At 60.2% G+C, this 23,939-nt stretch carries 21 protein-coding genes; 8 read left to right on the forward strand and 13 right to left on the reverse strand.

Going from position 1 to position 23,939, the window contains the following annotated elements; all coding sequences use genetic code 11:
* Positions 1-28 precede the first annotated feature (28 nt).
* Both C0V97_RS05470 and rpsD read right to left on the reverse strand, forming a co-directional pair.
* Positions 29-1,591 (reverse strand): peptide chain release factor 3, encoded by a 1,563-nt coding sequence (locus C0V97_RS05470; protein WP_127101448.1) that lies wholly within the window; start codon positions 1,589-1,591, stop codon positions 29-31.
* A gap of 104 nt (positions 1,592-1,695) precedes the next feature.
* Positions 1,696-2,313 (reverse strand): 30S ribosomal protein S4, encoded by a 618-nt coding sequence (rpsD, locus tag C0V97_RS05475; protein ID WP_023978552.1) that lies wholly within the window; start codon positions 2,311-2,313, stop codon positions 1,696-1,698.
* A gap of 339 nt (positions 2,314-2,652) precedes the next feature.
* Here rpsD and C0V97_RS05480 point away from each other — a divergent pair, with 339 nt between their 5' ends.
* Positions 2,653-3,123 carry a LysM peptidoglycan-binding domain-containing protein gene (locus tag C0V97_RS05480; RefSeq protein ID WP_158625348.1) on the forward strand — a complete coding sequence of 157 codons (471 nt, stop codon included), beginning with the start codon at positions 2,653-2,655 and terminating at the stop codon, positions 3,121-3,123.
* A 39-nt stretch (positions 3,124-3,162) separates the two neighbouring features.
* Here C0V97_RS05480 and C0V97_RS05485 read toward each other — a convergent pair whose 3' ends face one another.
* Positions 3,163-4,590 carry an MATE family efflux transporter gene (locus C0V97_RS05485; protein ID WP_158625349.1) on the reverse strand — a complete coding sequence of 476 codons (1,428 nt, stop codon included), beginning with the start codon at positions 4,588-4,590 and terminating at the stop codon, positions 3,163-3,165.
* 96 nt (positions 4,591-4,686) lie between these two features.
* Between C0V97_RS05485 and cysS the strand changes: the two genes are divergently transcribed.
* The 3 genes from cysS to C0V97_RS05500 are packed head-to-tail and all read left to right on the forward strand — an operon-like array spanning position 4,687 to position 7,210.
* Positions 4,687-6,042, forward strand: a complete 1,356-nt coding sequence (gene cysS, locus C0V97_RS05490; protein WP_127101454.1) for a cysteine--tRNA ligase — start codon at positions 4,687-4,689, stop codon at positions 6,040-6,042.
* Positions 6,039-6,818, forward strand: a complete 780-nt coding sequence (locus tag C0V97_RS05495) for an RNA methyltransferase (protein WP_199751646.1) — start codon at positions 6,039-6,041, stop codon at positions 6,816-6,818. Before cysS ends, C0V97_RS05495 begins: the two co-directional genes overlap by 4 nt.
* An 11-nt stretch (positions 6,819-6,829) precedes the next feature.
* The gene (locus tag C0V97_RS05500; protein WP_127101458.1) at positions 6,830-7,210 is read left to right on the forward strand and encodes a VOC family protein; all 381 of its coding nucleotides are present in this window, start codon (positions 6,830-6,832) and stop codon (positions 7,208-7,210) included.
* 88 nt (positions 7,211-7,298) lie between these two features.
* On the opposite strand, the gene C0V97_RS05505 is transcribed toward C0V97_RS05500, so the two are convergent.
* The 10 genes from C0V97_RS05505 to tkt all read right to left on the reverse strand — a co-directional run bounded on the left by C0V97_RS05505 (position 7,299) and on the right by tkt (position 21,015).
* Positions 7,299-8,777, reverse strand: coding sequence for an MFS transporter (locus C0V97_RS05505; protein ID WP_233581983.1), 1,479 nt, complete (start codon positions 8,775-8,777; stop codon positions 7,299-7,301).
* Between the two features lie 150 nt (positions 8,778-8,927).
* On the reverse strand, positions 8,928-9,827 hold the full coding sequence (locus C0V97_RS05510) for a DUF4349 domain-containing protein (RefSeq protein WP_158625350.1): 900 nt from the start codon (positions 9,825-9,827) through the stop codon (positions 8,928-8,930).
* 279 nt (positions 9,828-10,106) lie between these two features.
* The gene (locus tag C0V97_RS05515; protein WP_127101462.1) at positions 10,107-10,631 is read right to left on the reverse strand and encodes a gluconokinase; all 525 of its coding nucleotides are present in this window, start codon (positions 10,629-10,631) and stop codon (positions 10,107-10,109) included.
* Complete coding sequence (rpiA, locus tag C0V97_RS05520) at positions 10,628-11,347, reverse strand: ribose-5-phosphate isomerase RpiA (RefSeq protein WP_127101464.1); 720 nt, start codon at positions 11,345-11,347, stop codon at positions 10,628-10,630. Before rpiA ends, C0V97_RS05515 begins: the two co-directional genes overlap by 4 nt.
* Positions 11,340-12,089, reverse strand: coding sequence for a 6-phosphogluconolactonase (gene pgl / locus C0V97_RS05525; RefSeq protein WP_127101466.1), 750 nt, complete (start codon positions 12,087-12,089; stop codon positions 11,340-11,342). Before pgl ends, rpiA begins: the two co-directional genes overlap by 8 nt.
* Positions 12,090-12,218: 129 nt before the next feature.
* Complete coding sequence (locus C0V97_RS05530; protein WP_127101468.1) at positions 12,219-13,073, reverse strand: HAD family hydrolase; 855 nt, start codon at positions 13,071-13,073, stop codon at positions 12,219-12,221.
* A 29-nt stretch (positions 13,074-13,102) separates the two neighbouring features.
* The gene (gene zwf / locus C0V97_RS05535; protein ID WP_127101470.1) at positions 13,103-14,650 is read right to left on the reverse strand and encodes a glucose-6-phosphate dehydrogenase; all 1,548 of its coding nucleotides are present in this window, start codon (positions 14,648-14,650) and stop codon (positions 13,103-13,105) included.
* Positions 14,651-14,782: 132 nt separating this feature from the next.
* Positions 14,783-15,778 carry a phosphogluconate dehydrogenase (NAD(+)-dependent, decarboxylating) gene (gnd, locus tag C0V97_RS05540; RefSeq protein WP_023978565.1) on the reverse strand — a complete coding sequence of 332 codons (996 nt, stop codon included), beginning with the start codon at positions 15,776-15,778 and terminating at the stop codon, positions 14,783-14,785.
* Between the two features lie 91 nt (positions 15,779-15,869).
* Positions 15,870-18,737 carry a bifunctional transaldolase/phosoglucose isomerase gene (locus C0V97_RS05545; RefSeq protein ID WP_127101472.1) on the reverse strand — a complete coding sequence of 956 codons (2,868 nt, stop codon included), beginning with the start codon at positions 18,735-18,737 and terminating at the stop codon, positions 15,870-15,872.
* 157 nt (positions 18,738-18,894) lie between these two features.
* Complete coding sequence (gene tkt / locus C0V97_RS05550; protein ID WP_127101474.1) at positions 18,895-21,015, reverse strand: transketolase; 2,121 nt, start codon at positions 21,013-21,015, stop codon at positions 18,895-18,897.
* A 676-nt stretch (positions 21,016-21,691) separates the two neighbouring features.
* Between tkt and C0V97_RS05555 the strand changes: the two genes are divergently transcribed.
* From C0V97_RS05555 to C0V97_RS05570, 4 genes are all read left to right on the forward strand, one after another.
* A complete protein-coding gene (locus C0V97_RS05555; protein WP_127101475.1) occupies positions 21,692-22,207 on the forward strand; it encodes an ankyrin repeat domain-containing protein in 516 nt (171 codons plus the stop codon).
* Positions 22,204-23,271 carry a histidinol-phosphate transaminase gene (locus tag C0V97_RS05560; protein ID WP_127101477.1) on the forward strand — a complete coding sequence of 356 codons (1,068 nt, stop codon included), beginning with the start codon at positions 22,204-22,206 and terminating at the stop codon, positions 23,269-23,271. The genes C0V97_RS05555 and C0V97_RS05560 overlap by 4 nt, the downstream gene beginning before the upstream one ends.
* 129 nt (positions 23,272-23,400) lie before the next feature.
* The gene (locus C0V97_RS05565; protein WP_127101479.1) at positions 23,401-23,685 is read left to right on the forward strand and encodes a hypothetical protein; all 285 of its coding nucleotides are present in this window, start codon (positions 23,401-23,403) and stop codon (positions 23,683-23,685) included.
* An 88-nt stretch (positions 23,686-23,773) separates the two neighbouring features.
* A partial coding sequence (locus C0V97_RS05570) for an aminopeptidase (protein WP_148114917.1) occupies positions 23,774-23,939 on the forward strand: 166 nt, incomplete at its 3' end.

Below are 23,939 nucleotides of genomic sequence, written 5' to 3' on the forward strand. Positions count from 1 at the left end.
CGCGCAGCGAGTAGCACGCCTATGGCGGTCAGCTACTCAGGCCAATCTGCTTGATATCATGGAAAGCGAGATCCGGATTCATCTCCACCATCCGACGCATCATGAAGGTCGAACTCGCCAGGAAGACAGGGTCGCTGTCGAGATCGTCTGCCATAGCGGAACGGTTCGCCATCGAGAACGCCTCGATCTTGGTACGCTCACCGGTGACCCAGCGCGCTATGGTGTAGGGCGTCGATTCAAAGCCGATTGCCACGCCATACTCGCCCTGCAGACGGGATTGAAGCACATCCAGCTGCAGGGTTCCCACCACGCCCACGATAGGGGGCAGTCCGTCCTGGGGCCGGAAAAGCTGCACGACCCCCTCCTCTGCCAGCTCGACCAGCGCCTGACGCAGCTTCTTGGCCTTCATGGCATCATCCAATCGCACGCGACGCAGGATTTCCGGCGCAAAATGCGGAACTCCGGTGAAACGCAGCTCCTCGGTTTCCGAGAGCGTATCGCCGATGCGGAGCGTGCCGTGATTAGGCAGCCCCACCACATCCCCGGCAAAAGCTTCCTCCGCCAACTGGCGGTCACGCGCAAAGAAGAATTGGGGTGTGTGGAGCGCAAATTGCTTGCCGGTACGCACATGCTTCAGACGCATACCGCGTGTCAGGCGCCCGGAGCAGATACGGGCAAAGGCCATACGGTCACGATGGTTCGGGTCCATATTGGCCTGGATCTTGAAGATCAGCGCCGTCACCTGTTCCTCATCGGCCTTGACCTCGCGTGTCTCGCTGGGCTGCGCACGCGGCGCAGGGCCGTAAGCCACGAGTGCATCGAGCAGGTCGGTCACCCCGATCTCCTTCATGGCACTCCCGAAGAAGACCGGCGTAAGATGCCCGGCATCGAAGGATTCGCGGTCGAAGAGCGGCAGGGCAGCCTCCGCCAGTTCGAGCTCTTCCGACAGGGCAATCATGCGCGCATCTGACTGCGCCAGCGTCGCAGCCTCGCCCCGGATCTCACGGGTACGTATATCGTATGTCCCGGCAAAATGCCCGGCGCGGCCGATCGGCCAGGTGGCTGGCGAGGTATCGAGCGCCAGTGTCGAGGCGATCTCATCCAGCAGACCGAAGCAATCCTGCGCCTCACGATCCATCTTGTTGATGAAGGTGACGATCGGAATGTCACGCAGGCGACAGATCTCGAAGAGCTTGCGTGTGCGATCCTCGATCCCCTTTGCCGCGTCGATCACCATGACGGCACAATCGACCGCGGTGAGCGTGCGATAGGTATCCTCGGAGAAGTCTTCATGACCCGGTGTATCGAGCAGGTTGAAGACACACCCGCCATATTCGAAGGTCATGACCGAGGTCACGACGGAGATCCCGCGATCGCGCTCGATGCCCATCCAGTCTGATTTGGTGCGGCGACGTTCACCCTTTGCCCGCACGTTACCCGCAAGTTGGATCGCCCCACCGGCACGCAGGATACGCTCTGTCAGGGTGGTCTTACCGGCGTCTGGATGGGAAATGATGGCGAAGGTCCGGCGGCGGCGGATCTCGCTGCCAAGACCGGTGGCGGAAACGGGGGCGGACGCGGCTTCGGACATCGAGGGGACCTTCGCTTGAATTCAGGGACCAGAAATGACGAATGCCGGACCAGGGTGACCCTGATCCGGCATTGGCCAGAGAACACCCGGTAGAGACGGGTCTTTTAGCGCGAGTAGAACTCAACCACGAGGTTCGGTTCCATCTGCACGGGGTACGGCACATCGGACAGACGCGGGCTGCGAACGAACTTGCCCTTCATCTGGCGATGATCGACCTCGATGTATTCCGGTACGTCACGCTCGGCGGACTGCGCGGCATCGAGAACGACAGCAAGCTGCTTGGACTTCTCACGTACTTCGATGACGTCACCGTCACGGACGAGGTACGAGGGAATGTTCACCTTGCGGCCATTGACCGTCACGTGGCCATGGCTGACGAACTGACGAGCAGCGAACGGGGTGATCGCGAACTTGAGGCGGTAGATCACCGCATCCAGGCGACGCTCCAGCAGGTCGATCAGGTTCTCTGACGTATCGCCCTTACGACGGACGGCTTCGTCATAGTACTTGCGGAACTGCTTCTCGCTGATGTTGCCGTAATAGCCCTTGAGCTTCTGCTTGGCCATCAGCTGGATCGAGAAGTCGGAGGGCTTCTGCTTGCGGCGCTGGCCATGCTGACCGGGGCCGTATTCCCGCTTGTTGACCGGCGACTTGGCACGGCCCCACAGGTTTACGCCCAGACGGCGATTGATTTTGTACTTGCTCTCTTGGCGCTTGCTCATGTGCAAGAACTCGCTTCGACTTCGGGTTGTCCTGACGCTGCGCTACAACCGCATGTTGCGCCGGTAGGCCTTTCCCCGAATTAGGAAAGACGGGCGCATCCCTCGAACCGCTGTCACGGGATGCAGAACCCGAGATGACAACGGCCGGCATGTCCACGTTCCCGGCAATAGCGGCGGCTCCTATAGGACCCCCCCTCGACTGTCAATCAAAAACGCGGATCACTAGACCCCAGCCTCGGCAAAAGCGCGCTCGGGGGAACATCCTGCGTCACGATGCGTCAGGATACTATCGCGCCACAGCGGGGCGCATTGGCGTCATTCCAAGGAAAGGAACCCGAAATGGCCATTTTCAAGTTCAACCGTGCTGCGGGACGCAAGCTGAACGATCAGGCAGAAGTCACGGCCATCAACCCGGCTGGCGCCCCTGCCCCCAAGGCACCGCATGAGAACCTCATCAAGCGCGCCTTCAAGCAATACGGCATGTCCCAGCTTTCCGTATCCCATATCACAGTGCGCGATACGACCATCGCGGTGAAGGGGCGTGCGGAAACGGCAGCAGAACGTGACGCCATCATCCTTGCTGCCGGAAATATTGCCGGTATCGATACGGTCCATGCCGATATCACCGTTCCTGAGGGAACGCCCGCTCCCGTCTTCCATCAGGTGTCACCGGGCGAGACACTTCAGGCCATTGCCGAGAAGACAGACGCGGATGTGACCGTCGACGACCTTCACAAGGCCAACGAGGCCGAACTCGCCCATCATGACGGGGTCTATCCCGGTCAGACCATTCGTATCCCCGAGGCCTAAAGCCACATCATTGCGGCGGAAATATCCATGCCGATCCGCTCAAGCCGGATCGGCACATCCCCGCCCGGCAGCGCTCAATGTGCCCTCCAGGGCGCGCCGCAGAGTAAAAAACAGCCGTACCGAAAGCAGAACCGACAGAATTCCCAAACCTCCTGCGAGCCCGATCCAGAGCCCGACTGCCCCGTAACCAGCCTCGAACGCCAACCAGTCTCCTCCCAGGATGGAGACAGGAACATAGGTGAGCACCATCATCAGCATGGGCATGAACGTGTCATGGCAGCCACGCAGCGCGCCGGAACAGACGCATTGCACGCCGTCGAGGATTTGGAAAATGCCTGCAATCTTCAGCAGCGAAATCGCTACAGGCATCACGGCAGCGGCGTCTGCGCTCCCGGAATCCAGATAGAACCCGGCGACGACCTGCGGAAAAACGAGGAGCATCGTGGCTGTGAAACTGGTCCAGAGCACCACCAGCATGATCGCCCCAAGTGTCGATCTCAACGCTGCCGCCGGTGCCCCCGCGCCAAGCCAGTAGGCGACACGGATATTGACCGCCTGAGAGAGGGCAAGACTGATCATGAAGGCCGTGCTGGTCACGCTGAGCGCGATCTGATGCGCAGCAGACGACACAGCGCCAAGCGCCCCAGCATGAAGTCCCGTCATCTGAAAGGCGAGAAGCTCCGCCCCGGTCGCCCCCATCATGGGCAGCCCAAGGCGCAGCATTTCACCTAATGCCGCCCGATCGGGACGCGTGAGGCGCAGATGCAGCTTCAGATGGGACTGGCTACGTGCAAGGACCACCAGCAGGATAGCCACCGACCAGCCTGTGGCGATGGTCGCACAGGCGGAGCCCCAGAGCCCCATTTGTGGCAGGCCGAACCGCCCGTGTATCAGCCCATAATTGAGCAGACCGTTCAGCACGGCCATGCCTGGCATGGTCCAGAGCAGCAGACGCTCGCTGCCGAATGCGGGCAGAATGATCCGCAGCAGACCGATGATCACCAGATCAGGCAGAAGTGCCCAAAGCAGCAGATGCATGAACTGGCTGCCCTGCGTGACGATGATCGCAGGCTCATTGAAAAAGCGTAGCAGAGAGCCCGCAGGCAGCAGGATAGCCAGGACCGGAAGGCAGAGCAGGAGCGCGAGGAGCACACCCGACGTGACAATACCCGAGAGATCTTCCAGCTGCCCCTGAGCCGCGAAGGCACGCCCCCGTGCGCGGGAAATCAGGATACTCGCCCCACCCAGAGCCGCCTGGAAGGTAATGAAAGTGCAAAAGAACAGATTGGTGGTCATGCCCCCGACGGCGAGTGCCGTGGCCCCCAGCCCGCCCAGCAGGATGGTATCGGTCACGTTCATGGCCATCTCGCTCAACTGCGAGAAACTCAGCGGCGCGGCAATTCTGATCAGCGCGCGCAAGTGCTGGCCCCAGCCCGGCGCCGTCATGGAAGAGCGAATTTCTGTCATGATGCCCTGCTTATACCAGTGCGGGCAGAAAACCAGCATCAGAAGCCGTAAATTAGAGTTGCGCTCAACGCGGGGCTGACGCATCTACTCTGGATCATGGCCACCCCTCCCTATTCCTTGTCCCTGCATGACAGCCAGACACGGCGGAAACAGGTTTTCACGCCGCTGGATCCGGAAAATGTGCGTGTCTATTACTGTGGACCCACAGTGTATGACGCCGTACATATCGGCAATCTGCGCGCCATGCTCAGCGCCGATATTCTCGTGCGTCTGCTGCGCAGGCTGTTCACGCAGGTCACCTTTGTGCGCAATATCACCGATGTGGACGACAAGATCACCGCACGTGCTCAGGCCAATGGCGAGGATATCGCGAGCCTGACCGCTCGTACGACCATCGCCTTTCATGAAGATGTAGCGGCGCTGGGCATTCTGCCCCCCGATATCGAACCGCGCGCGACACATCATATCGTCGACATGCTCGCCATGATTGCCCAGCTCATTGCGAACGGCCACGCCTACGAAGCCGAGGGACATGTTCTTTTTGCCGTAGATCGTTGTGCCAGCTATGGCAGCCTGTCCGGTCGAAGCCCGGATGATCTCCTCGCTGGGGCCCGTGTCGAGGTCGCTCCCTATAAGCGCCATCCTGGTGACTTCGTGCTCTGGAAGCCGTCAACGCTGGAGCAGCCGGGATGGGAGAGCCCTTATGGACGCGGCAGACCGGGATGGCATATCGAATGCTCCGCCATGTCCTATCGGTATCTGGGCGCAAGCTTCGACATCCATGGCGGGGGGGACGATCTGATGTTCCCGCATCATGAGAATGAGCGCGCCCAGTCCCTCTGCTGCCATCCAGGCAGCAGTTTTGCACGGTACTGGCTGCATAATGCCATGCTGCTCTCCAATGGCGAGAAGATGTCCAAGTCTCTCGGGAATTTCTTCTCTATCCGTGAGGTGCTGACACGGGCGCCCGCCGAGGCATTGCGCTTTCTCATGTTGGGGACGCATTACCGCTCGGTGCTCGATTTCACCTGGGAAAAACTGGACGAGGCCAAACGCATTCTCGACCGATTTTACCGCGCGCTCGAAAAGACACCGACCAGCCAGCAGGGTATCGTACCGGAGCCTTTCATGCAGGCCCTGTGCGACGATATGAATACACCCCTCGCGCTCTCCTGCCTTCACCCGCTGGCCGATGCAGCCTTGCAGGGTGACGAAAGCGCCGCGGCCTCGCTCAAGGCCTGCGGCAAGCTGATCGGCATCCTGGAGCTTTCCCCGGATAGCTGGTTCCGCGCGGGCTCTGATGAAGCCGCCATCGACGCCCTGATTGCCCAGCGTGGTGCCGCCAAGAAGGCTCGTGATTTCGCATTGGCTGACAATCTGCGCGCCCAGCTTGCCGAGCAAGGCATCATCCTGGAAGACACGGCGCAAGGCACGACATGGAGGCGCGCATGACCGGACGCGATGGCGGTGCCGATATCGGCCCGATCGGCGAATTCAGCCCGGTCGTCATTCTGGTTCGCCCTCAGCTTGCCGAGAATGTGGGCACGACAGCACGCGCCATGGCGAATGGCGGTCTGTTTCATCTGCGTCTTGTCGCACCACGCGATGGCTGGCCACAGGAACGTGCTTGGTATGCGTCATCCGGGGCTGACCGTATTCTCGATGCGGCCCAGGTGTTTGATACGGTTGATGAAGCAGTGGCCGACCTCCACCACGTCATGGCCACCTGCCCGCGCCCGCGCCATATCGTGAAGACGGTCATGACCGCACGGGGCGCCGCCTCCGAATTGCGCGCCATTGCGGATCGTGGGCTCAAGGCCGGGCTGCTTTTCGGGCCGGAGCGTGCCGGTCTGGATAACGAGGACATGGCCCGTGCGGATGTGCTGATACGCTATCCGCTCAATCCGGATTTCATGTCACTCAACCTGGCCCAGGCTGTACTGATCATGGCGTATGAATGGTGGATGGCGTGCGAGACCACGCCGCCCCGTACACTCATGACGAACGAGACCCATGTGGCCACAAAGGGCGAGTTGGAAAATTTCCTCGGGCATCTCACCCGAGATCTCGATGAATGCGGGTTTCTGCGCAATGAGCAGAAGCGTCCCGGCATGGTGCGTAACCTGCGCCATCTTTTCCAGCGCGGCGAAGTCACCGAACAAGAACTGCGCACGATGCATGGCGTCGTGACCGAATTGTCCAATGGCCGCAAAGCCCGGCAGAAATAGGTCCCCCGACGATGTTCCAATGCGTCCATCACATCGCGATCATCGCCTCGGATTATCAGAAATCCCGGCATTTCTACACCGAGATCCTAGGGCTTGAGATCATCCGTGAAATCTGGCGGGCACAGAGACAGTCCTGGAAATGCGATATCGCTATCGGGACGACGCAGATCGAGCTGTTCTCCTTTCCGACGCCCCCAACGCGCCCTACCCAGCCCGAAGCGGCGGGCCTGCGTCATCTCGCCTTTAGTGTCGACGATATGCAGGCAGCCGTTGCGCATCTCGAGAATCACGCGATCCGCTGCGAACCAGTGAGAACGGATCCCTATACGGGCAAGCTCTACACCTTCTTCACTGACCCTGATGGATTACCTCTTGAACTTTATCAGAGCTGAAGGCGCCCGAAACAGGCCCATCAGGGCGGCCCCCTGCAGGGTGCGCTAGCGCCGCCCGCGCTCATCCATACGCGAAGGACCAGGGCAATCACACAAGGCCCTGCTCCTGCTTGGCATAAAATTCGGAAAGCGGAGGGGCGACCTCCTCCAGCGACCGGTTCTCCGCATCCACCCCCCAGATCCAGGCAACGACGCTGGCGCCGATCATGAGAATGGCCGCTGCGACATAACCCACTACGAGGAGTGAGAGCTTCCCGGTCCCGATGAGATGCCCGAAGATCACAGGTGCCGCCACGCCACCGAACAGGGTCCCAACCGCATAAAACACCGCGATCGCGAAGGCGCGCATTTCAAGCGGGAAAAGCTCACTGGCCGTAAGATAGGCAGAGGAAGCAGCAGCGGAGGCGAAGAAGAAGATACCGCACCAGGAGAGGGTCTGGGTCGACGCTGTCAGCAGATCGGCACCCATGGCATAGGCAACACCCAGCATCATCAGCCCTGAGATAGCATAGCTCAGCCCGATCATGCGGCGACGGCCCCATGTATCGAACCAGCGCGCAAGAATGAGCGGCCCCAGCAGATTTCCCAGAGCAAGAGGCAAGATGTACCAGCCGACATTACGTGCCTCGACCGCATGATATTTCGTAAGCACCATCCCGTATGTGAAAAACACCGCATTATAGAGGAATGCCTGTGAGATCATCAGGACGAGCACGTACAGCGAACGCGCACGGTAGCGCTGGATCATGATCTTGATCATCTCCATCGGACTGAACACGCCCGCCGGATAGATCAAAACCTTGGGAAGCTTGGTTTTCCACCCTCCTTTTGGCTCGGCACAATGGGATTCCACCAGCGACACGATAGCATCCGCCTCTTCCACGCGGCGATGGGTGATGAGCCAGCGCGGACTTTCCGGAACAAAAGTGCGCAGCAGCAGCACAGCAATACCCAATAAAGCCCCGAGTGCGAAGGCGATGCGCCAAGCCAGCCACACGGGGATGATGGCGGAGTCGAGAAGCCAGACCGAGCCGAGCGCTCCAAAGGCGGCTCCTGCCCAGAACGTGCCGTTGACCATGACATCGACACGCCCACGCAGACGCGCCGGCACGAGCTCATCGATCGCCGAATTGATGGCAGAATACTCGCCGCCGATACCCATCCCTGTGATGAAACGTGCACAGGCGAAGCTGCCCAGCCCCCAGGAAAGCGCCGATGCCCCCACCCCCACCACATAGAGGGCCAATGTAAGAAAGAAGATCTGCTTGCGCCCGAGCTGGTCCGTCATCCAGCCAAAGATCAGCGCCCCCAGTACGGCCCCGGCGACATAGGCAGAAGAAGCAAAACCAATTCCTGTCTCCGTAAGGCCGAGCGTGTCCCGACGCTCAAGCGACGGGGCGAGCGATCCGATGATTGTGACCTCAAGTCCATCCAGGATCCACGTGATCCCCAGCGCGACTACGATCAGCATATGAAAACGCGACCAGGGGAGACGATCCAGACGTGCTGGAATATCCGTCTCGATGGGGCGGCCTTGATCCTTGGGTCGAGCGTGGGATAAAAGCAATGAGCCAGCCTTTAAGAATTACAGAATATTTATCCTTCGGTATGGGTCCTGACGTTTGACGGAGGCAAGGGTTCGTTTCCTCACGAATCGCTGAGCCCTCGCCCCCTCAAAGACCTCATCCTGGGCAATCGGAATCACCCGTGGCCTGCCTCAGTTTCGGCTGAACCATCCTCGGCGCCACAGCCCATGTAACACCAGGAGAGAAAGGAGAATGAGCGGCCCCCAGACGATGACCTGCACAAGGAACACCCAGAGATCGGCCAGGTTCTCCATGAAGAGTTGCCGCGTCTTTCGCAGGCTCTGACGGAGTGGGCTCACGACCTCGCGCGCGCTCTGATAGGTGACCGTAACCTTCTCGGTATCGATCTGACGGGAGAGATCCGCCCGTTCCTTCTGCGCGGCCTCCAGAGCGCTTTGGGTTTCAGAAAGCTCTTTGGCGATCTTGATCAGATCATCCGTGCGCCCAGCGCTCTGTCCCTCGAGCGCCTCCAGCCGGTCGCGATAGGTGGTGAGCTGTGCCAGTCGGCGCTCAACATCTGTCACGCTGCCATGAAGGTCGAGTTCGTTCGTGTTCGCATTGCTCGTCACGACGTCGTCCAGCCGCTCTCCCGGGAGGATGGCTCCGGCCACTTTCAGGAAAGCCTCGATGCGCTCATGTGGAAGACGGGCGGAGATACGGGCCTCATGTGTAAATTCGCCGGGGCCGCTTTCCTCGGTCTCCATATTCGCTGAGACGAGCGCGCACCCCTCCATACCGAGACATAGATCGCGCAGATGGGTGAAATGCGTCGACACCTTCGTCGAAGGGACGGTCATTGTCAGGGTGTGATCATAAGCAATATCGCTTCGCCCGGCCTTGAGCGCGGCCGGTATTCCTGCGAAGCGGGCCACACCGAACGACCCCACCGAGGGGGCTGGCATGGGCACATCCAGTGAAGCCGTGCTGTCCGTATGGCGATGCTTGCATCCGGTCAGGATGAGCACACAGGCCGATATCGCGCCGAGCGCGATCAAGCGCGCAACTGGCCGCGGGGGTGTCGGGAGCATCATCGCCTCCATCCTTTATTCAAATCCGTCCCAGAACAGATACGATAACGCATGACTAAGGGCTGAAATGAGGCGTGGATGGCGTGTCTACCGCAGCGATTTCGTGCCATGGCAACCGCACGTGGCAAGGACCCCCCCAATGCGAGTTATCCCCAGATTCAAGGAACAACTCTGCGGATCAGGATGTGCATAAGCTGTTGGTATTCGGGGACAAAATGATCCGGTCGGGTGTTGGATCGATCCAGTTTTCGCAACCGGATCGATCCCTCATGGCTATACGGCTCAGGCTTTGCGGGCTTTGAGCGCCTCTGTCAGCTTGGCCATGACGATTTCAGGCGTCCCCGCGCTATCCACAGTGATGACATTCTCATCCGCTCCCGGCGGCTCAAGCGTCGCAAGCTGGCTTGGCAGCAGGCTCGGCGGCATGAAATGGCCGATGCGCTGCTTGAGGCGCTCCGCGATCGTGCGTTCGCTTGTCTCGAGATAGACAAAGGTCACGTCCAGCCCGTTGCGCAGCGTGTCACGATATTTGCGTTTGAGCGCAGAGCAGGTCAGGACCCCGCCAGTCGCCTCATGCGTGCGCAGCCATTCATGACAGATGCGCAGCCAAGGCGCACGATCGGCATCATCGAGCGGAATGCCGCTATGCATCTTGTCGACATTCGCGGGGGGATGAAGGCTGTCCCCCTCCTGAAACGGCGCCTTCAGATAGGCGGCGAGCCCTTGGGCGACGGTTGTCTTGCCGCAGCCCGAAACCCCCATGACGACGAACAGGCCGGGCTTTGCCCCGCAAGACGCCCCACTCATGCTGTCAGCCTCTGCAGCCCCGAAGCACCGGCAACCAGCACCTCGGAGGTGATGTCGAGGAAGAGTCCGTGATCGACCACGCCCGTGATGGAGATGATACGATCAGCCAGAGCACGCGGCTCCTCGATGCGCTTATAATCGCAATCGATGATGATGTTGTGATTATCGGTCATATAGAGCGAGCCATCTTCCTTGCGACGCGGCACACAAGACTTTGCACCTGTCTTGCGCAGCAGGTTTTCGACACGCTCCCAACCCCAGGGGATGATCTCGACCGGGACCGGCATATGGGTCCCCAGATCCTTAACGATCTTGCTCTCATCAACGATGACGATGAATTTGCGTGCAGAAACCGCAACAATCTTCTCACGCAACAACGCGCCGCCCCGTCCCTTGATCAGAAAAAGGGAGCCGGTCTGGACCTCATCCGCACCGTCAATCGCGACGTCCAGATAGGGATCATCCGAGAAATTCGTGATGGGGATGTTCAGGCTCTGTGCCTGAGCTGCGCTTGCTTCCGAGGTTGGGATAGCCCGGATCTTGAGCCCCTCGCGACGGACGCGCTCACCCAACGCGTCGATCATGAACTCTGCCGTGCTGCCCGTCCCCAGGCCAACGGCCATACCGTCCTCGATATAGGCAATCGCGTGAGTCGCCGCCTCACGCTTGAGCTCGGCAACCCGCGCAGCGGCGGTATCAGTCGGGGCGTCAGTCATTGGACAGCCCTCCCGCGGCCGCCTTGTCCACCAGGAAAACAACCTCGCCTTCCGACGTGATATGCGCGGCCGGAAGCGCTTCCTCACCCGCCCGGACACGCGCCAGCATCTCGGCCTTGCCAGCCCCTTCGATCAGGAACACAACGGCGCGGCTCGAATGAATGGCGGAGTAGGTCAGCGACACGCGGTCATGCGGCGCGTTGTCAGGTGTGCAAGCGGCGACCCATTTGTCACGCTCCTGCAGAATGGGCTGACGCGGAAACAACGAGGCCGTATGACCGTCAGGCCCCATGCCAAGCATCACCACATCGAAAAGCGGCTTTCCCGGGATCAGGTGATGGCTGCCATAGAGGTCCTGCAACGCATTCTGATACCAGACGGCATCCTGCGCGGCTGTGCCATCGGCTGGGATGGGATGCACGTTCTCTGTCGGCAGATCGACATGCTCGAGAAGGAGCTCGTCCGTCATGCGGAAATTGCTGTCCTCATGGGTGAACGGCACATGACGGTCATCGCCGAAAAACACATGGGTATGGCGCCACGGAAAACGCGAAGCGTATTCGGGTTCAGCCATGATCTTGAACAGGCGCTTAGGTGTCGACCCACCCGAAAGCGCCATGACAAACGGACCTTCCTTCTTGGCCAGCGCCTGATCGAGCAGCCACTGCGCCATTTTCCGGGCGACAGCCTCGCCATCCTCCAGAATTACCACGCGGGCAGAGGTCACATCATGTCCACTCATATTCTTCAATCCTTCCTGTCAGGCCAGCATCGGCTCCGCTGGCCTGTCTGGCAGGGTCACCCTCAACGGGCCGAGCCCTGTCTTGTCTGGCAATAAGTGCCTGGCGTCCCCAAGCCCGCGGGTTGGGCCTCAGGGCGCGCGCGGGAGAACGAATTGCTCCATTGCTTCGGCCCAGCCATCGGCGTCGTTTCGCCCCGTCGTGACATGCGCATGCGCGCTGACTTCGGCAGAGGCATTCCCCATGGCGATTCCAAGCCCTGCAATGCCGAGCATCGGCACATCATTGGACATGTCACCAATGCAGGCAACCTCCTCCATGGGAATGCCTAGACGCTTGGCCAGAGCCTTGGCCGCAAAGCCCTTATTGGCATCCTTGTGGGTGATATCGAGATAGTAATCCGAAGAGCGGTGTACGCTGGCCTGACCGGTCAGCATGGCACCGATTTCTACTTCCATACGCTGAAGCAGCGCCGGATTGCTGCTTGCTGCCATGATCTTGCCGACACCGCCGAGATACGGCCCGAAATCCGGCACAACGACCGGCTCGATTCCAACGGATTTACGCTCATGCTCAACGTAATAAGCTCCGGGATCACGAATCAGCCAGTCATGGTCACGAAACAGCCATGTGTCGATCTTGTGCACGGATAGCGTGTCACAAGCCGATTGCACGGTCGATTCGGAAAGGACCAGGTGAGACAGGATCTCGTCATCCGGGCTGACAATGAGCCCGCCATTCAGAGCGCCGAAGGGCGTCTTGAGAGCGAGCTCATGGTGGTAGCGCAGGATGCCTTCGGCGGAACGCGAGCTGACGAGACAGAGCGCAATCCCGGCCTCAGCCAGCTGCTTCGCGGCCTGATGGGTCGAGGCGGCAAGCTTTTTATCAGGGCCGATAAGCGTGCCGTCGATATCGGAAACGACAAGGCGTATCGTGGACGCCATAGGCGGCAACGCTGCGTGAATGGCATCCAGATCGACAGTCATGACATCTCCTTCTTGGGTGTGAGATTGGTCTAGTTGTTCAGGTCCAGCCAGCGACGACCGCTGCGGGCCAGCAGTTCATCAGCTTCACGCGGACCGTCAAGACCACCCGGATAGAAGCAGAGCGGCGATTTATCGGCGATGTTCTGGGTGAAGGCGGGCTCCACGATACGCCAGCCTTCCTCGATGGTATCCGCGCGCTGATAGAGCGTCTGGTCACCGATCATGCAGTCATAGATCAGCGTCTCGTAGCCGGTGCTCGGGCCTTCGCTGAACCAGTCGGAATAATCGAATTTCATGCGCACACCGCCCAGACGCACGGACGGCCCCGGTACCTTTGCCGAGAACTGCATGGTCACGCCTTCAGTCGGCTGAATATGCAGCACCATGATATTGGGTGTGAGCTTGTCGACAGGCGTGTCACGGAAGAGAGCGAACGGTGCCTGTTTGAAATGGATGGCGATCTCGGTCTTGCGACGACGCAGGCGCTTGCCCGTCCGCAGGTAGAACGGCACGCCGGCCCAGCGCCAGTTATCGATACGCAGCTTCATGGCGACATAGGTTTCGGTCTGGCTGCCCATGGCGACATCAGGCTCCTCGCGATAGCCGCGAAGCGCCTCAGCTTCGTCCCCCACCCCGAAAGACCCGCTGACATATTGCCCGCGCACCACCTGGGAGAGGTCGATAGGCTGGATGGCACTCAGCACCTTGGCCTTCTCGTCACGCACGGCCTCGGCATCGAAGGAGGTCGGGGCCTCCATCGCAACCATGGAGAGAAGCTGCATGAGATGGTTCGGCACCATGTCGCGAATGGCACCGGTGCTCTCATAGAAGCGGCCACGGCGCTCCACGCCCACGGTTTCGGCTGCTGTAATCTGCACGTGATCGATATTCTGGCGGTTCCACAACGGTTCGAAAAAGCCATTTGAGAAACGCAGGGCCAGAATATTCTGGACGGTTTCTTTTCCGAGATAATGATCGATACGATAGATCTGATTTTCATCGAGTGAGCGCAGCAGGCGAGCGTTCAACGCCTTTGCTGATTCCAGATCCGCACCGAAGGGCTTCTCGATGATGACACGACGCGAAACCGTATCGGTCTGGTCGGCAAGACCTGATTCTCCGAGAAGATCGACGATGGGCCCGAAGAAGCGCGCCGCTACAGCAAGGTAGAATACGGCAGAACGATCGCCCAGGCGTTCCTTGAGTGCCTCGAAAGTCGAGAGCTCCTCAAAGGAGCCGCGCAGATAGGTGATGCTCTGCGAGAGGCGATCCCATACATCCTGACGCAGCTTGGTGGCATTGGTACCACGCTTGCTCACGAAGTCGTCCAGGGCGCCCTTGAGCTGTTCCAGAAGCCCCTCGGTCGTCATCTCGGCCCAATCGACCACGATGATCGAGAAATCCTCGCTGAGCAGACCGGCAGAGTCCAGATTATAGATAGCAGGGACCAGAAGTCGTTTCGTCAGATCACCGCCACCGCCAAAAATGACCATGGAGCCTGGGGGCGCCTGGCGAACCCCGCGCGATGTCTCGTTACTGGACAAAGCCGCATGTGCAGGAGCGGAAACGTCGACCATATGACAAACCTTTTGAGTCGATAATCGGAAAGCCGGAGTGCGAGCGGGAGCGAACAAGCTCCCGCTGGCATTCAGGCAAACAGTGTAGAGAAAAAAAAAGGGCCGGGACCAGTGCGGTCCCGGCCCGAATTCTCACTTCTTCTCGACGTGACCGCCGAAGCCGAAGCGCATCGCGGAGAGAATCTTCTCCGCGTAGTTGTTGCCCGAACGCGAGCGGAAACGCGTGAAGAGCGAGGCCGTCATGACCGGCACCGGCACCGATTCCTCGATGGCGGCTTCGATCGTCCAGCGACCCTCACCCGAGTCAGCCACTTCACCCGAGAACTCGGAGAGGGATTCGTTCTTGGCAAGCGCATCGGCCGTCAGGTCGAGCAGCCAGGACGAGACCACGCTGCCACGACGCCACACTTCGGCGATATCGGCCATGTTCAGGTCGAAGCGCTGGTCTTCCTGCAAAACCGGCGAGTTCTTCGACTTCATGACGTCGAAGCCTTCGGCGAAGGCCTGCATCATGCCGTATTCGATGCCGTTATGGACCATCTTAACGAAGTGACCCGAACCGGCCGGACCACAATGCAGATAGCCTTCCTCGGCGCGGGGATCGAGGCCTTCACGGTCGCGACCGATGGTGCGCACAACATCGCCCTTGCCCGGTGCCAGCGCCTTGAGGATCGGATCAATGTGGTCGGCCGAATCCTTGGTGCCGCCATACATCATGCAATAGCCGCGATCGAGGCCCCAAACGCCGCCAGACGTGCCGACATCGATATAGTGGATGCCCTTTTCCATCAGCTCATGGGCGCGACGGACATCATCCTTGTAGTAGCTGTTGCCACCATCGATCACGATGTCGTCCTTGCCGAGCAGGCCGCGCAGTTCCTGCACGCAGGCTTCGGTGATCTCGCCGGCCGGCAGCATGACCCAGACGATCTTGCGCTCCGCCGAAAGCTTGCTGACCAGATCGGCGACAGAGTTTGCAGCGATCGCACGGCCCTTTTCGGCACGGTCGAACGTCTTGGTCACAACTTCAGGGGTGCGGTCAAACAGCACAACGTCATGACCATGACGGGTCAGGCGCACTGCAATGTTGCCACCCATACGGCCAAGGCCAACAATACCGATTTGCATCTCTAAAACTCCTGCACAGTCTTCCTGTGCCCTCTAACTATCACGTCAAAAAACAATCCGCCCCGTTTGAGCGGGGCGGATTGCGTCAGTCTCAGACGGCCTTCTTGATGACCGTCGCCAGTTCGGCGAGGCCAGCTTCGAGCGGTCCCTTGATATGCACGCGCAGGGCGCGACGTCCGCGCTCTGACAACACGTCGAAATCGCCGCGCGCCTGGGCTGCCTTCACGACACTGAAGGTGAAACGCTCACCCGGCACGGCGAGATCGGCATGATCATCCGCCGTGATCTGCAGGAACACGCCGCTATCGGGGCCGCCCTTATAGGCCTGGCCGGTCGAATGCAGGAAGCGCGGTCCGAACTCGGCTGCCGTCGCGACCTTGAGTTGGTCACGCAGGTTGAGGCGCACGTTCTGGATCCACTCACGTGTCTTCAGATCGCGTTCCACATAGGCGAGAACGCCCACATAATCACCGGCCTTCACGCGACCGAAATGTGCCTTCAGGATCGTCAGCGCATCGCCGCCGCCAAGGGCCTTCGCATTGGTCTCGTCAGCAAAGAACTCGAACGCACCCGAGGTCGCGAACGGCGTTTCGGCAGGGAGCTTGCCCGTCTCGTTAAAGGCGGTCGTCAGCTTCTTGGTCTCGATCTTGCTGAACTCGACATCCGGCTGATCAAACGGATCGATTGCCAGCACCGAGCCTGCGACAGCCGTGGCATATTCCCAATGGAAGAATGCCTGGGCGATATCGAGCTTGTCAGCCAAGTCGATCGTCACAACCGGTTCACCAGCGGCGGCGAGAGCGGCGATAGCCTTTTCCTGGTTCGGGCAAGGCGCATCCGTCAGGCGCAGATAGGCGAAGACGCGATCCTTGCCGTAGACGCCCGGTGCACCGAGGGTTTCGTCATCGATCGGGATCAGGCCGGTGCCCTTCTTGCCGGTCGACTCAGCCAGAAGCTGCTCGAGCCACGCGCCAAGGTCATAGATCGCGGGTGAAGCGATGATCGTCACCTTGTCACGACCGAACTTCGTTGCGGCCGCACCGAGGATGGCACCGAGCTGAAGCGCCGTATTCTGCGCCGGCGGGGTGCTGGCCGAGGCGCCCTTTACGGAACGCAGAGCCGATTCGAGGAACGCACGAACGTTCAGACCGGCGGCGGCTGCGGGGACGAGACCGAAATTGGAGAGCACGGAGAACCGGCCACCAATCTGCTTCTCACCGTAAAAGATCTTCCAGAAGCCATCGCCCTTGGCCACCTGCTCCATATGCGAGCCAGGATCGGTCACGGCAACGAAGTGCTTGCCGGGGGCCGAGCCGAGCGCCTTTTCGGCAGCGGCGAAGAAGTAGGCCTTCAGGATGTTCGGCTCCAGCGTGCCGCCCGACTTGGACGAGACGATGAAGAGCGTCTTCTTGAGGTCAACCGCATTCTCGAACGTCTTGACCTGCTGCGGGTCCGTGCTGTCGAGCACGTGCAGCTTGGGGAAGCCTGCGATCTGACCGAACGTCTCGGCAATCACCTCAGGACCGAGGCTCGAACCGCCCATACCGAGTAGCAGCACATCGCTGAAGCCCTTGGCCTTGACTTCGCTGGCAAAGGCTTCGAGCTCGGCGACATGAGCCAAACGCTCATCGACGATATCGAGCCATTTCAGCCAGCTGGCTTCATCGCCACCAGTCCAGACAGAGGCGTCCTTGGCCCAGAGCTTGCGGCCCTTGCCGGTCTTGCGCCAGTCTTCGAGAACCGCGTCAGAGGCGGCTTTCAGATCGGCCGGAAGGTCGGCCTTCTGCTCGATCAGTTTGGGCCCGAGAAACGTGGCCTGCTTGTTTGCTACCGCCCCAAGCAGCTGGTCGAAAGCGTCGCAGAACGAAGCGCAGCCTTCTGTTACAAGGGTCTTGGTGACGCCATCGAGGTCGAGGCCTAGCTTGGCCTGCTGCTCGAGCACCTTGAAAGCATCTTCCACGTTTTCAGTCAGGCTGGCGCGCAGCTTGCCATGATCACGAAAGGCATCGAAGGTTGCGGGCGGGATGGTGTTGACCGTGTCCTCACCGATCAGCTCTTCAACATAAAGAACGTCCGAGAAGGTCTTGTCCTTGGTGCCCGTCGAGGCCCAGAGCAGACGCTGCGGCTGAGCGCCAGCAGCAGCCAGCTTCTTCCAGCGCTCGGAAGCGGTCACTTCGAGATAATGCTGATAGGCAACCTTGGCGTTCGCGATGGCAACCTTGCCACGCAGAGCCTTCAGCGCCTCGGCATCCTTGTCGCCTTCCTTCACGCGACGGTCGATGGCCCCATCGATCTTGCCGTCGATGCGCGACACGAAGAACGACGCCACGCTGGCGATCTTGCTGATATCCTTGCCCGCTGCATGACGGATCTCAAGACCCTTGATGTAGGCTTCGAGAACATTCTTGTAGGCTTCGAGCGAGAAGAGAAGCGTGACGTTGACGCTGATGCCTTCCGAGGTGACTTCCTGGAATGCCGGAACACCTTCAGGCGTGCCCGGGATCTTGATCATCAGGTTTTCTTCGCTCACGGCAGCCCACAGACGACGGGCCTCGTCAGCCGTGGCCTTGGTGTCGAAAGCAAGATAAGGTGACACTTCGAGGCTGACATAACCATCGAGGCCCTTGGTCTGCACGAAAACCGGGTGCATGACCTTGGCGGTCGCCTTGATGTCGGTGATGGCCAGTTTCTCGTAGAGCTCACCGGGGGAGAGGATTTCCTTCGCCAGCAGATCCTTGATCTGGGCGTCGTAATCCGTGCCGTAGCCCATCGCCTTTTCGAAGATGGCCGGGTTGGAGGTCACGCCACGCAGGCCGTCCTCGTCCACAAGCTTCTTCAGGCTGCCATCGGCAGTATAGGATCTCTGGATGAAGTCCAGCCAGGGTGACTGGCCAAATTTGGAAAGGTCACGCAGCGGGTTCCCGCTTGTGGCGGCACCCTGCTTCTGTTCGACGTCCATGACGTACTCCTGTCTGTCCACCTGACGAGCTCCACAGGGACGCTCGCCTCAGCTCAGGTCGGCCTTCCGACCCTGACCTCATAGTGAGGGGGCCAAAGCACGCTAGGGCCCCGAAAGGCCCGACCGCCGAGGAAGCGGTCAGGCCCCGGTAGTCGTCTTACTTGCGGGCAGCCTGCTCGCGAGCCGCATCGTAAACCTTCTCCGGCGTGAAGCCGAACTTGGTGAGAAGGCTCTTGAGCGGTGCGGAGGCGCCAAAGCTGTTCATCGCAATGATCGAACCGCCGATGCCGGTGTAACGATCCCAGCCGAAAGCAGCAGCCTGCTCGACAGCCACACGTCCCTTGACGTCCGGCGGCAGCACACTGTCCTTGTAGGCCTGGTCCTGCTCTTCGAACAGGTCGAAGGACGGGAAGGAAACCACGCGGGCCTTGATCCCCTCGGCGGTCAGCTTTTCGTAAGCGTCGACCACCAGCGAGACTTCCGAACCCGAAGCCATCAGGATCACGTCAGGCTTGCCTTCACAGCTAGCTAGGACATAAGCACCCTTCGCTACACCAGCGGCGGAAGCATACTTGCTGCGATCCAGCGTCGGCAGGTTCTGGCGGCTCAGAATGAGCACCGCAGGCTTGTGCGTCTGCGGGATCAGGGTGCGCCAGGCTTCAGACACTTCGTTGGCATCGCCGGGACGAATGGTCATGATGCCGGGGGTGGCGCGCAGCTGAGCCAGCTGTTCGATCGGCTGATGCGTCGGACCGTCTTCACCAACACCGATGGAATCATGGGTAAAGATGTAGATGACCGGCAGCTCCATGAGAGCCGACAGACGGATCGGGGCCTTCATGTAATCCGAGAAGATCAGGAAGCCCGAACCGTAGGAGCGCAGGCCAGCCAGCGCCATACCGTTGCAGATCGATCCCATGGCGTGTTCGCGGATGCCGAAATGGACGTTGCGGCCGCCATAGGTGCCACCCCACTGAGGCGGCTGGAACGAACCAGCGCCGTCAAAGGTCAGGTTCGTCTTGGTCGAGGGCGAAAGGTCAGCCGAACCACCGATCATCCAGGGGATGTTCTTGGCGACGGCGTTGATCAGCTTGCCCGAGCTGGCGCGCGAGGCAACGCCCTTGGCGTCGGCTTCCCAAACCGGAATATCCTTGTCCCAGCCTTCCGGCAGGCGACGCTCGAAGATCGCGCGCAGCTCGGCGGCTTCTTTCGGATATTCATTGGTGTAGCGATCGAACAGGGCATACCAGTCAGCGCTGGCCTTGGCGCCGCGTTTGCCCAGTCCTTCCTGGAAATGCTCCAGAACACCCTCCGGCACGTGGAATGCGTCGGTCCAGGGCCAGTGATAGGCCTTCTTGGCACCGGCGATCTCTTCCTCACCCAGCGGCTCGCCATGGGCCGAGGCCGTGCCAGCCTTCTTGGGCGCACCGAAGCCGATGACCGTGTGCATGACGATCAGGCTCGGACGATCCTTGACCGAACGGGCTTCCTCAAGCGCCTTGCCAACAGCAGCCGTGTCATTGACGTCATTGACGGTCACGACATGCCACTTATAGGCGCGGAAGCGCTCCGCCACGTTTTCCGTGAAGGCCAGGTCGGTCGAGCCCTCGATCGAAATCTGGTTCGAGTCATACAGCCAGATCAGGTTGCCAAGACCGAGATGACCCGCCATCGAAGCCGCTTCGGACGAAACGCCTTCCATCATGTCGCCGTCACCACAAAACACATAGGTGTGGTAGTCGAACAGGTCGAAACCGGGACGGTTGTAATGGGCGGCGAGATACTTCTCGGCCATCGCCATACCGACGGAGTTGCCACAGCCCTGACCCAGCGGGCCCGTGGTGGTCTCGACGCCAGATGTGTGACGGAATTCCGGGTGACCGGGCGTCTTGGAATTCAGCTGACGGAACTGCTTGAGGTCTTCAAGCGTCAGGGACGGGCTGTCGAGGACCTTGTCCTTCACGACATCGCGAATGCCGGTCAGGTAGATTGTCGAATACAGCAGCATCGACGCATGGCCGACGGACAGGACGAAACGGTCACGGCCAGGCCAGAGCGGATTGGCCGGATCGTATTTCAGGTCGTTCTGCCAGAGGGTGTACATGACAGGAGCCAGCGCCATGGCCGTTCCCGGATGGCCTGAATCGGCCTTTTCCACACCATCCATCGACAGGGTGCGGATGGTGTTGATGCTCAGCTGCGCGATGTCAGAGACACTGGCGCCGGCCGCTCCACCGGTTTCCGCGTCGAACGCGGACGGGTTGCTTAAAGAACGCATCAAAAATGGACCTCCGAATTAACTCTCTGCGATGGAAAACCATCAGCCGGACAGACGCCAATGTTCAAGACCGGTTTCTTGCCTGAGACAACCCCGTCGGGGAACCTTTTCGCACAGATCGCCATGCAGAGTTCGTGACCGTCCTCACCTCGCATGGCACGCCATGGGGAAGACCCTCACCGAAACACGATAACCATACGCCCTTCACGGGACGATGTTCCGCTGCACCGCACATATTGCCTCAAAATCCCGACAGCATTGACACCAAACTGAAACCTACCGGCCCGGCAATACATTGCGTTGCGCATAAGACGCCCATTGCCCACATTGTGCTAGAGTCAAACCCTTCACGACTGCTCGACTACACGAAAATTTGCATGATTTTTTGCGGTCACGCCCCGCCATCGTGTCGCGCGCATCGGCAAAGCCCCGCCTGGGAGACTGTCATGATCGTAATCGCCCGCGTTTACCCGCCCTGAGGAACGCCAGCACCCCCTTCCCCACGCCTCGGCGCACCACCCGAGGCCGCCAGATGCCGGTCTTTTGATCTGGAGACTTTCGGGACCGTTCCGCCCGACTGATGACAATTTGCCCATGCGACATTTTCCCGCGCGCTGCTTCCTGATCGGACGGTGCTCGGCTATCAGGGAGAGGCTATGACAAGACAGGCCACCCCATGACAGAGATGATGCCCGCGGGCAGTTTTTCGCCGGAACAGATCACCGCTCTGTTCATCGATGCCGCTCGGCTGGACGATACGGAGCTTCTCACCCGCTTTCTCGATGCCGGCATGGCGGTCGATGCGCAGGATAGCCGCGGCTACACAGCGCTGATCGTTGCCGCCTATAATGGTGTCCTCCCCGCAACGGCCCTCCTCCTGGAGCGTGGCGCCGATCCGAACATGCAGGATGCAAAGGGCGCGACGGCCCTGTCCGGCGTGGCCTTCAAAGGACATCTTGCGGTGGCGGAACTTCTTGTCAGTGCTGGAGCGTCTCTCGATATCCCGAGCCATCTGGGTCGTACCCCGCTAATGTTCGCCGTCATGTTCGGACGCCAGGACATGGTACGGTTCCTGCTGGCGAAGGGGGCCGATCCTGGCCATCGTGATGCCGAGGGCCTGTCGGTGCGCGATATTGCCGAGACTCACGGGCAGAGCCATCTTTTCACCCAGGATGGAACGACCCTGTCATGAGCCGCTTCTGGAACCCCCTCGTTGCCGGTCTGCACCCCTATATCCCGGGTGAGCAGCCACAATTTTCGGATATCCTCAAGCTCAATACCAATGAGCTGCCATACGGTCCCAGCCCCGCCGCCCTGACCGCCATGCGCGAAAGCTGCGAGGACTCGCTCCGCCTCTATCCTGACCCGACCGCAAAGGCACTGCGCGGGGTCATTGCGCAGACCTATGATACGAGCATCGATCGGGTTTTCGTTGGAAACGGTTCAGACGAAGTTCTGGGCCATGCCTTCAGAGCGCTGATATCGCCCGAGGGTCCTATGCTCTTCGCGGATGTGAGCTACGGATTTTACCCGGTCTATTGCGACCTGTTCGACCAGCCCTATCGGGAGATTCCGCTCAACGCTCGGTTCGAGATCGATGTCGAGGATTATGCGATACCGTGCGGCGGGATTGCGATCGCGAACCCCAATGCCAATACAGGCCATGCGATTCCCCTTGAAGCGATCTCGCGTCTCGCCTCGTTGCAACCAGACAGAACCATCATCATTGATGAAGCCTATGTCGATTTCGGCGCCCAATCCGCCATTCGCCTGACGGAGGAACACGACAATCTTCTGGTCGTGCAGACCCTCTCCAAATCCCGCGCCCTTGCAGGGCTACGTGTCGGTTACGCGATCGGTCATCCCGACCTCATCGAGGGGCTGGTGCGTGTCAAGGACAGCTTCAACTCCTACCCGCTCAGCCGACTGGCCCAGACCGGAGCCGCCGCCGCCATTGCAGATGAGGAATGGCTAACTCAGACCACCCGGCAGGTCATGGCCACCAGAGAACGATTTGTGCAGAACCTTGCCGGGTTGGGCTTTGACATTCTTCCATCCTGTGCCAATTTTGTTCTCGTGCATCACCCCGCACATCAGGCTGGCGATCTGCTGGTAGGCTTGCGTGAACGCCACATCATCGTACGACAACTCGGTGCGCCCCGCATACGCGACTGGCTGCGCATCACGATCGGCACGGATGCGGAGATGAGCCGTCTGATCGGGGCCCTTGCCTCCATGGGTCTGACGACGCGCTGATATACGGCGCCCGCCCGCCCCTCTGACAAAAACCAGACGAGGGCCTGTCCGGATGCTTCCGCGCGTCCGGCAGAGCCCGTGCAATGAAGAATCCCGGCCACAGCCGGACAGGAAAAGAAAGAGTCGACCATGCGCTCCTATACGGGACAGCTTTCCGACAACCAGCCGATCCGTCGCAACCTGGCGGAGAAGCAGAAGCAGCTGCGCGATCTGAAGGAAACCTTGGCTACAATGAAGCCGCACACCTCCCCTTCCCTCAAGGAGAGCGTGCAGCGTCGTATCCGCGAACTCGAGGTCGAGATCCGTGCGGCTTCGCGCACGGACAAGCCCGCAACGCCGGAAAAGCCCCAGCGACAGGAACGCCCGCGCCGCGCACCGCGCCGCGCTCACCACGCCGAAACATTCGGCGAGTAACTTGCATCGGTTCCAGACCGGAATCAGGGCCGCCCCCTAAAGGCGGCCACCGGGCCGGAACGCGCTCAGTTCTTGAGGAGATACCGTGATGTCTGAAGCCACCATCCCCTTCGCAGATCGCCTGGACAGGCTCGGCGAAGTTGCCGTCAGGATCGGGCTCAATCTTCAGCCCGGGCAGGAACTGGTCGTCTCCGCGCCACTGGAGGCCGTTGCACTCGTCAGGCGCATTACCGAACACGCCTATCGGGCTGGCG

The organism is Asaia sp. W19 (genome assembly GCF_003994335.1).
Taxonomy (GTDB): domain Bacteria; phylum Pseudomonadota; class Alphaproteobacteria; order Acetobacterales; family Acetobacteraceae; genus Asaia.

Coding starts and splice junctions, on each gene's coding strand:
- rpsD (WP_023978552.1), bottom strand. CDS start 2,313: ATGAGCAAGCGCCAAGAGAGCAAGTACAAAATCAATCGCCGTCTGGGC.
- zwf (WP_127101470.1), bottom strand. CDS start 14,650: ATGGTCGACGTTTCCGCTCCTGCACATGCGGCTTTGTCCAGTAACGAG.
- C0V97_RS05565 (WP_127101479.1), top strand. CDS start 23,401: ATGCGCTCCTATACGGGACAGCTTTCCGACAACCAGCCGATCCGTCGC.
- C0V97_RS05545 (WP_127101472.1), bottom strand. CDS start 18,737: ATGGACGTCGAACAGAAGCAGGGTGCCGCCACAAGCGGGAACCCGCTG.
- C0V97_RS05495 (WP_199751646.1), top strand. CDS start 6,039: ATGACCGGACGCGATGGCGGTGCCGATATCGGCCCGATCGGCGAATTC.
- C0V97_RS05510 (WP_158625350.1), bottom strand. CDS start 9,827: ATGATGCTCCCGACACCCCCGCGGCCAGTTGCGCGCTTGATCGCGCTC.
- C0V97_RS05555 (WP_127101475.1), top strand. CDS start 21,692: ATGACAGAGATGATGCCCGCGGGCAGTTTTTCGCCGGAACAGATCACC.
- C0V97_RS05485 (WP_158625349.1), bottom strand. CDS start 4,590: ATGACAGAAATTCGCTCTTCCATGACGGCGCCGGGCTGGGGCCAGCAC.
- pgl (WP_127101466.1), bottom strand. CDS start 12,089: ATGAGTGGACATGATGTGACCTCTGCCCGCGTGGTAATTCTGGAGGAT.
- C0V97_RS05500 (WP_127101458.1), top strand. CDS start 6,830: ATGTTCCAATGCGTCCATCACATCGCGATCATCGCCTCGGATTATCAG.
- tkt (WP_127101474.1), bottom strand. CDS start 21,015: ATGCGTTCTTTAAGCAACCCGTCCGCGTTCGACGCGGAAACCGGTGGA.
- cysS (WP_127101454.1), top strand. CDS start 4,687: ATGGCCACCCCTCCCTATTCCTTGTCCCTGCATGACAGCCAGACACGG.
- C0V97_RS05560 (WP_127101477.1), top strand. CDS start 22,204: ATGAGCCGCTTCTGGAACCCCCTCGTTGCCGGTCTGCACCCCTATATC.
- C0V97_RS05480 (WP_158625348.1), top strand. CDS start 2,653: ATGGCCATTTTCAAGTTCAACCGTGCTGCGGGACGCAAGCTGAACGAT.
- C0V97_RS05515 (WP_127101462.1), bottom strand. CDS start 10,631: ATGAGTGGGGCGTCTTGCGGGGCAAAGCCCGGCCTGTTCGTCGTCATG.
- rpiA (WP_127101464.1), bottom strand. CDS start 11,347: ATGACTGACGCCCCGACTGATACCGCCGCTGCGCGGGTTGCCGAGCTC.
- gnd (WP_023978565.1), bottom strand. CDS start 15,778: ATGCAAATCGGTATTGTTGGCCTTGGCCGTATGGGTGGCAACATTGCA.
- C0V97_RS05530 (WP_127101468.1), bottom strand. CDS start 13,073: ATGACTGTCGATCTGGATGCCATTCACGCAGCGTTGCCGCCTATGGCG.
- C0V97_RS05470 (WP_127101448.1), bottom strand. CDS start 1,591: ATGTCCGAAGCCGCGTCCGCCCCCGTTTCCGCCACCGGTCTTGGCAGC.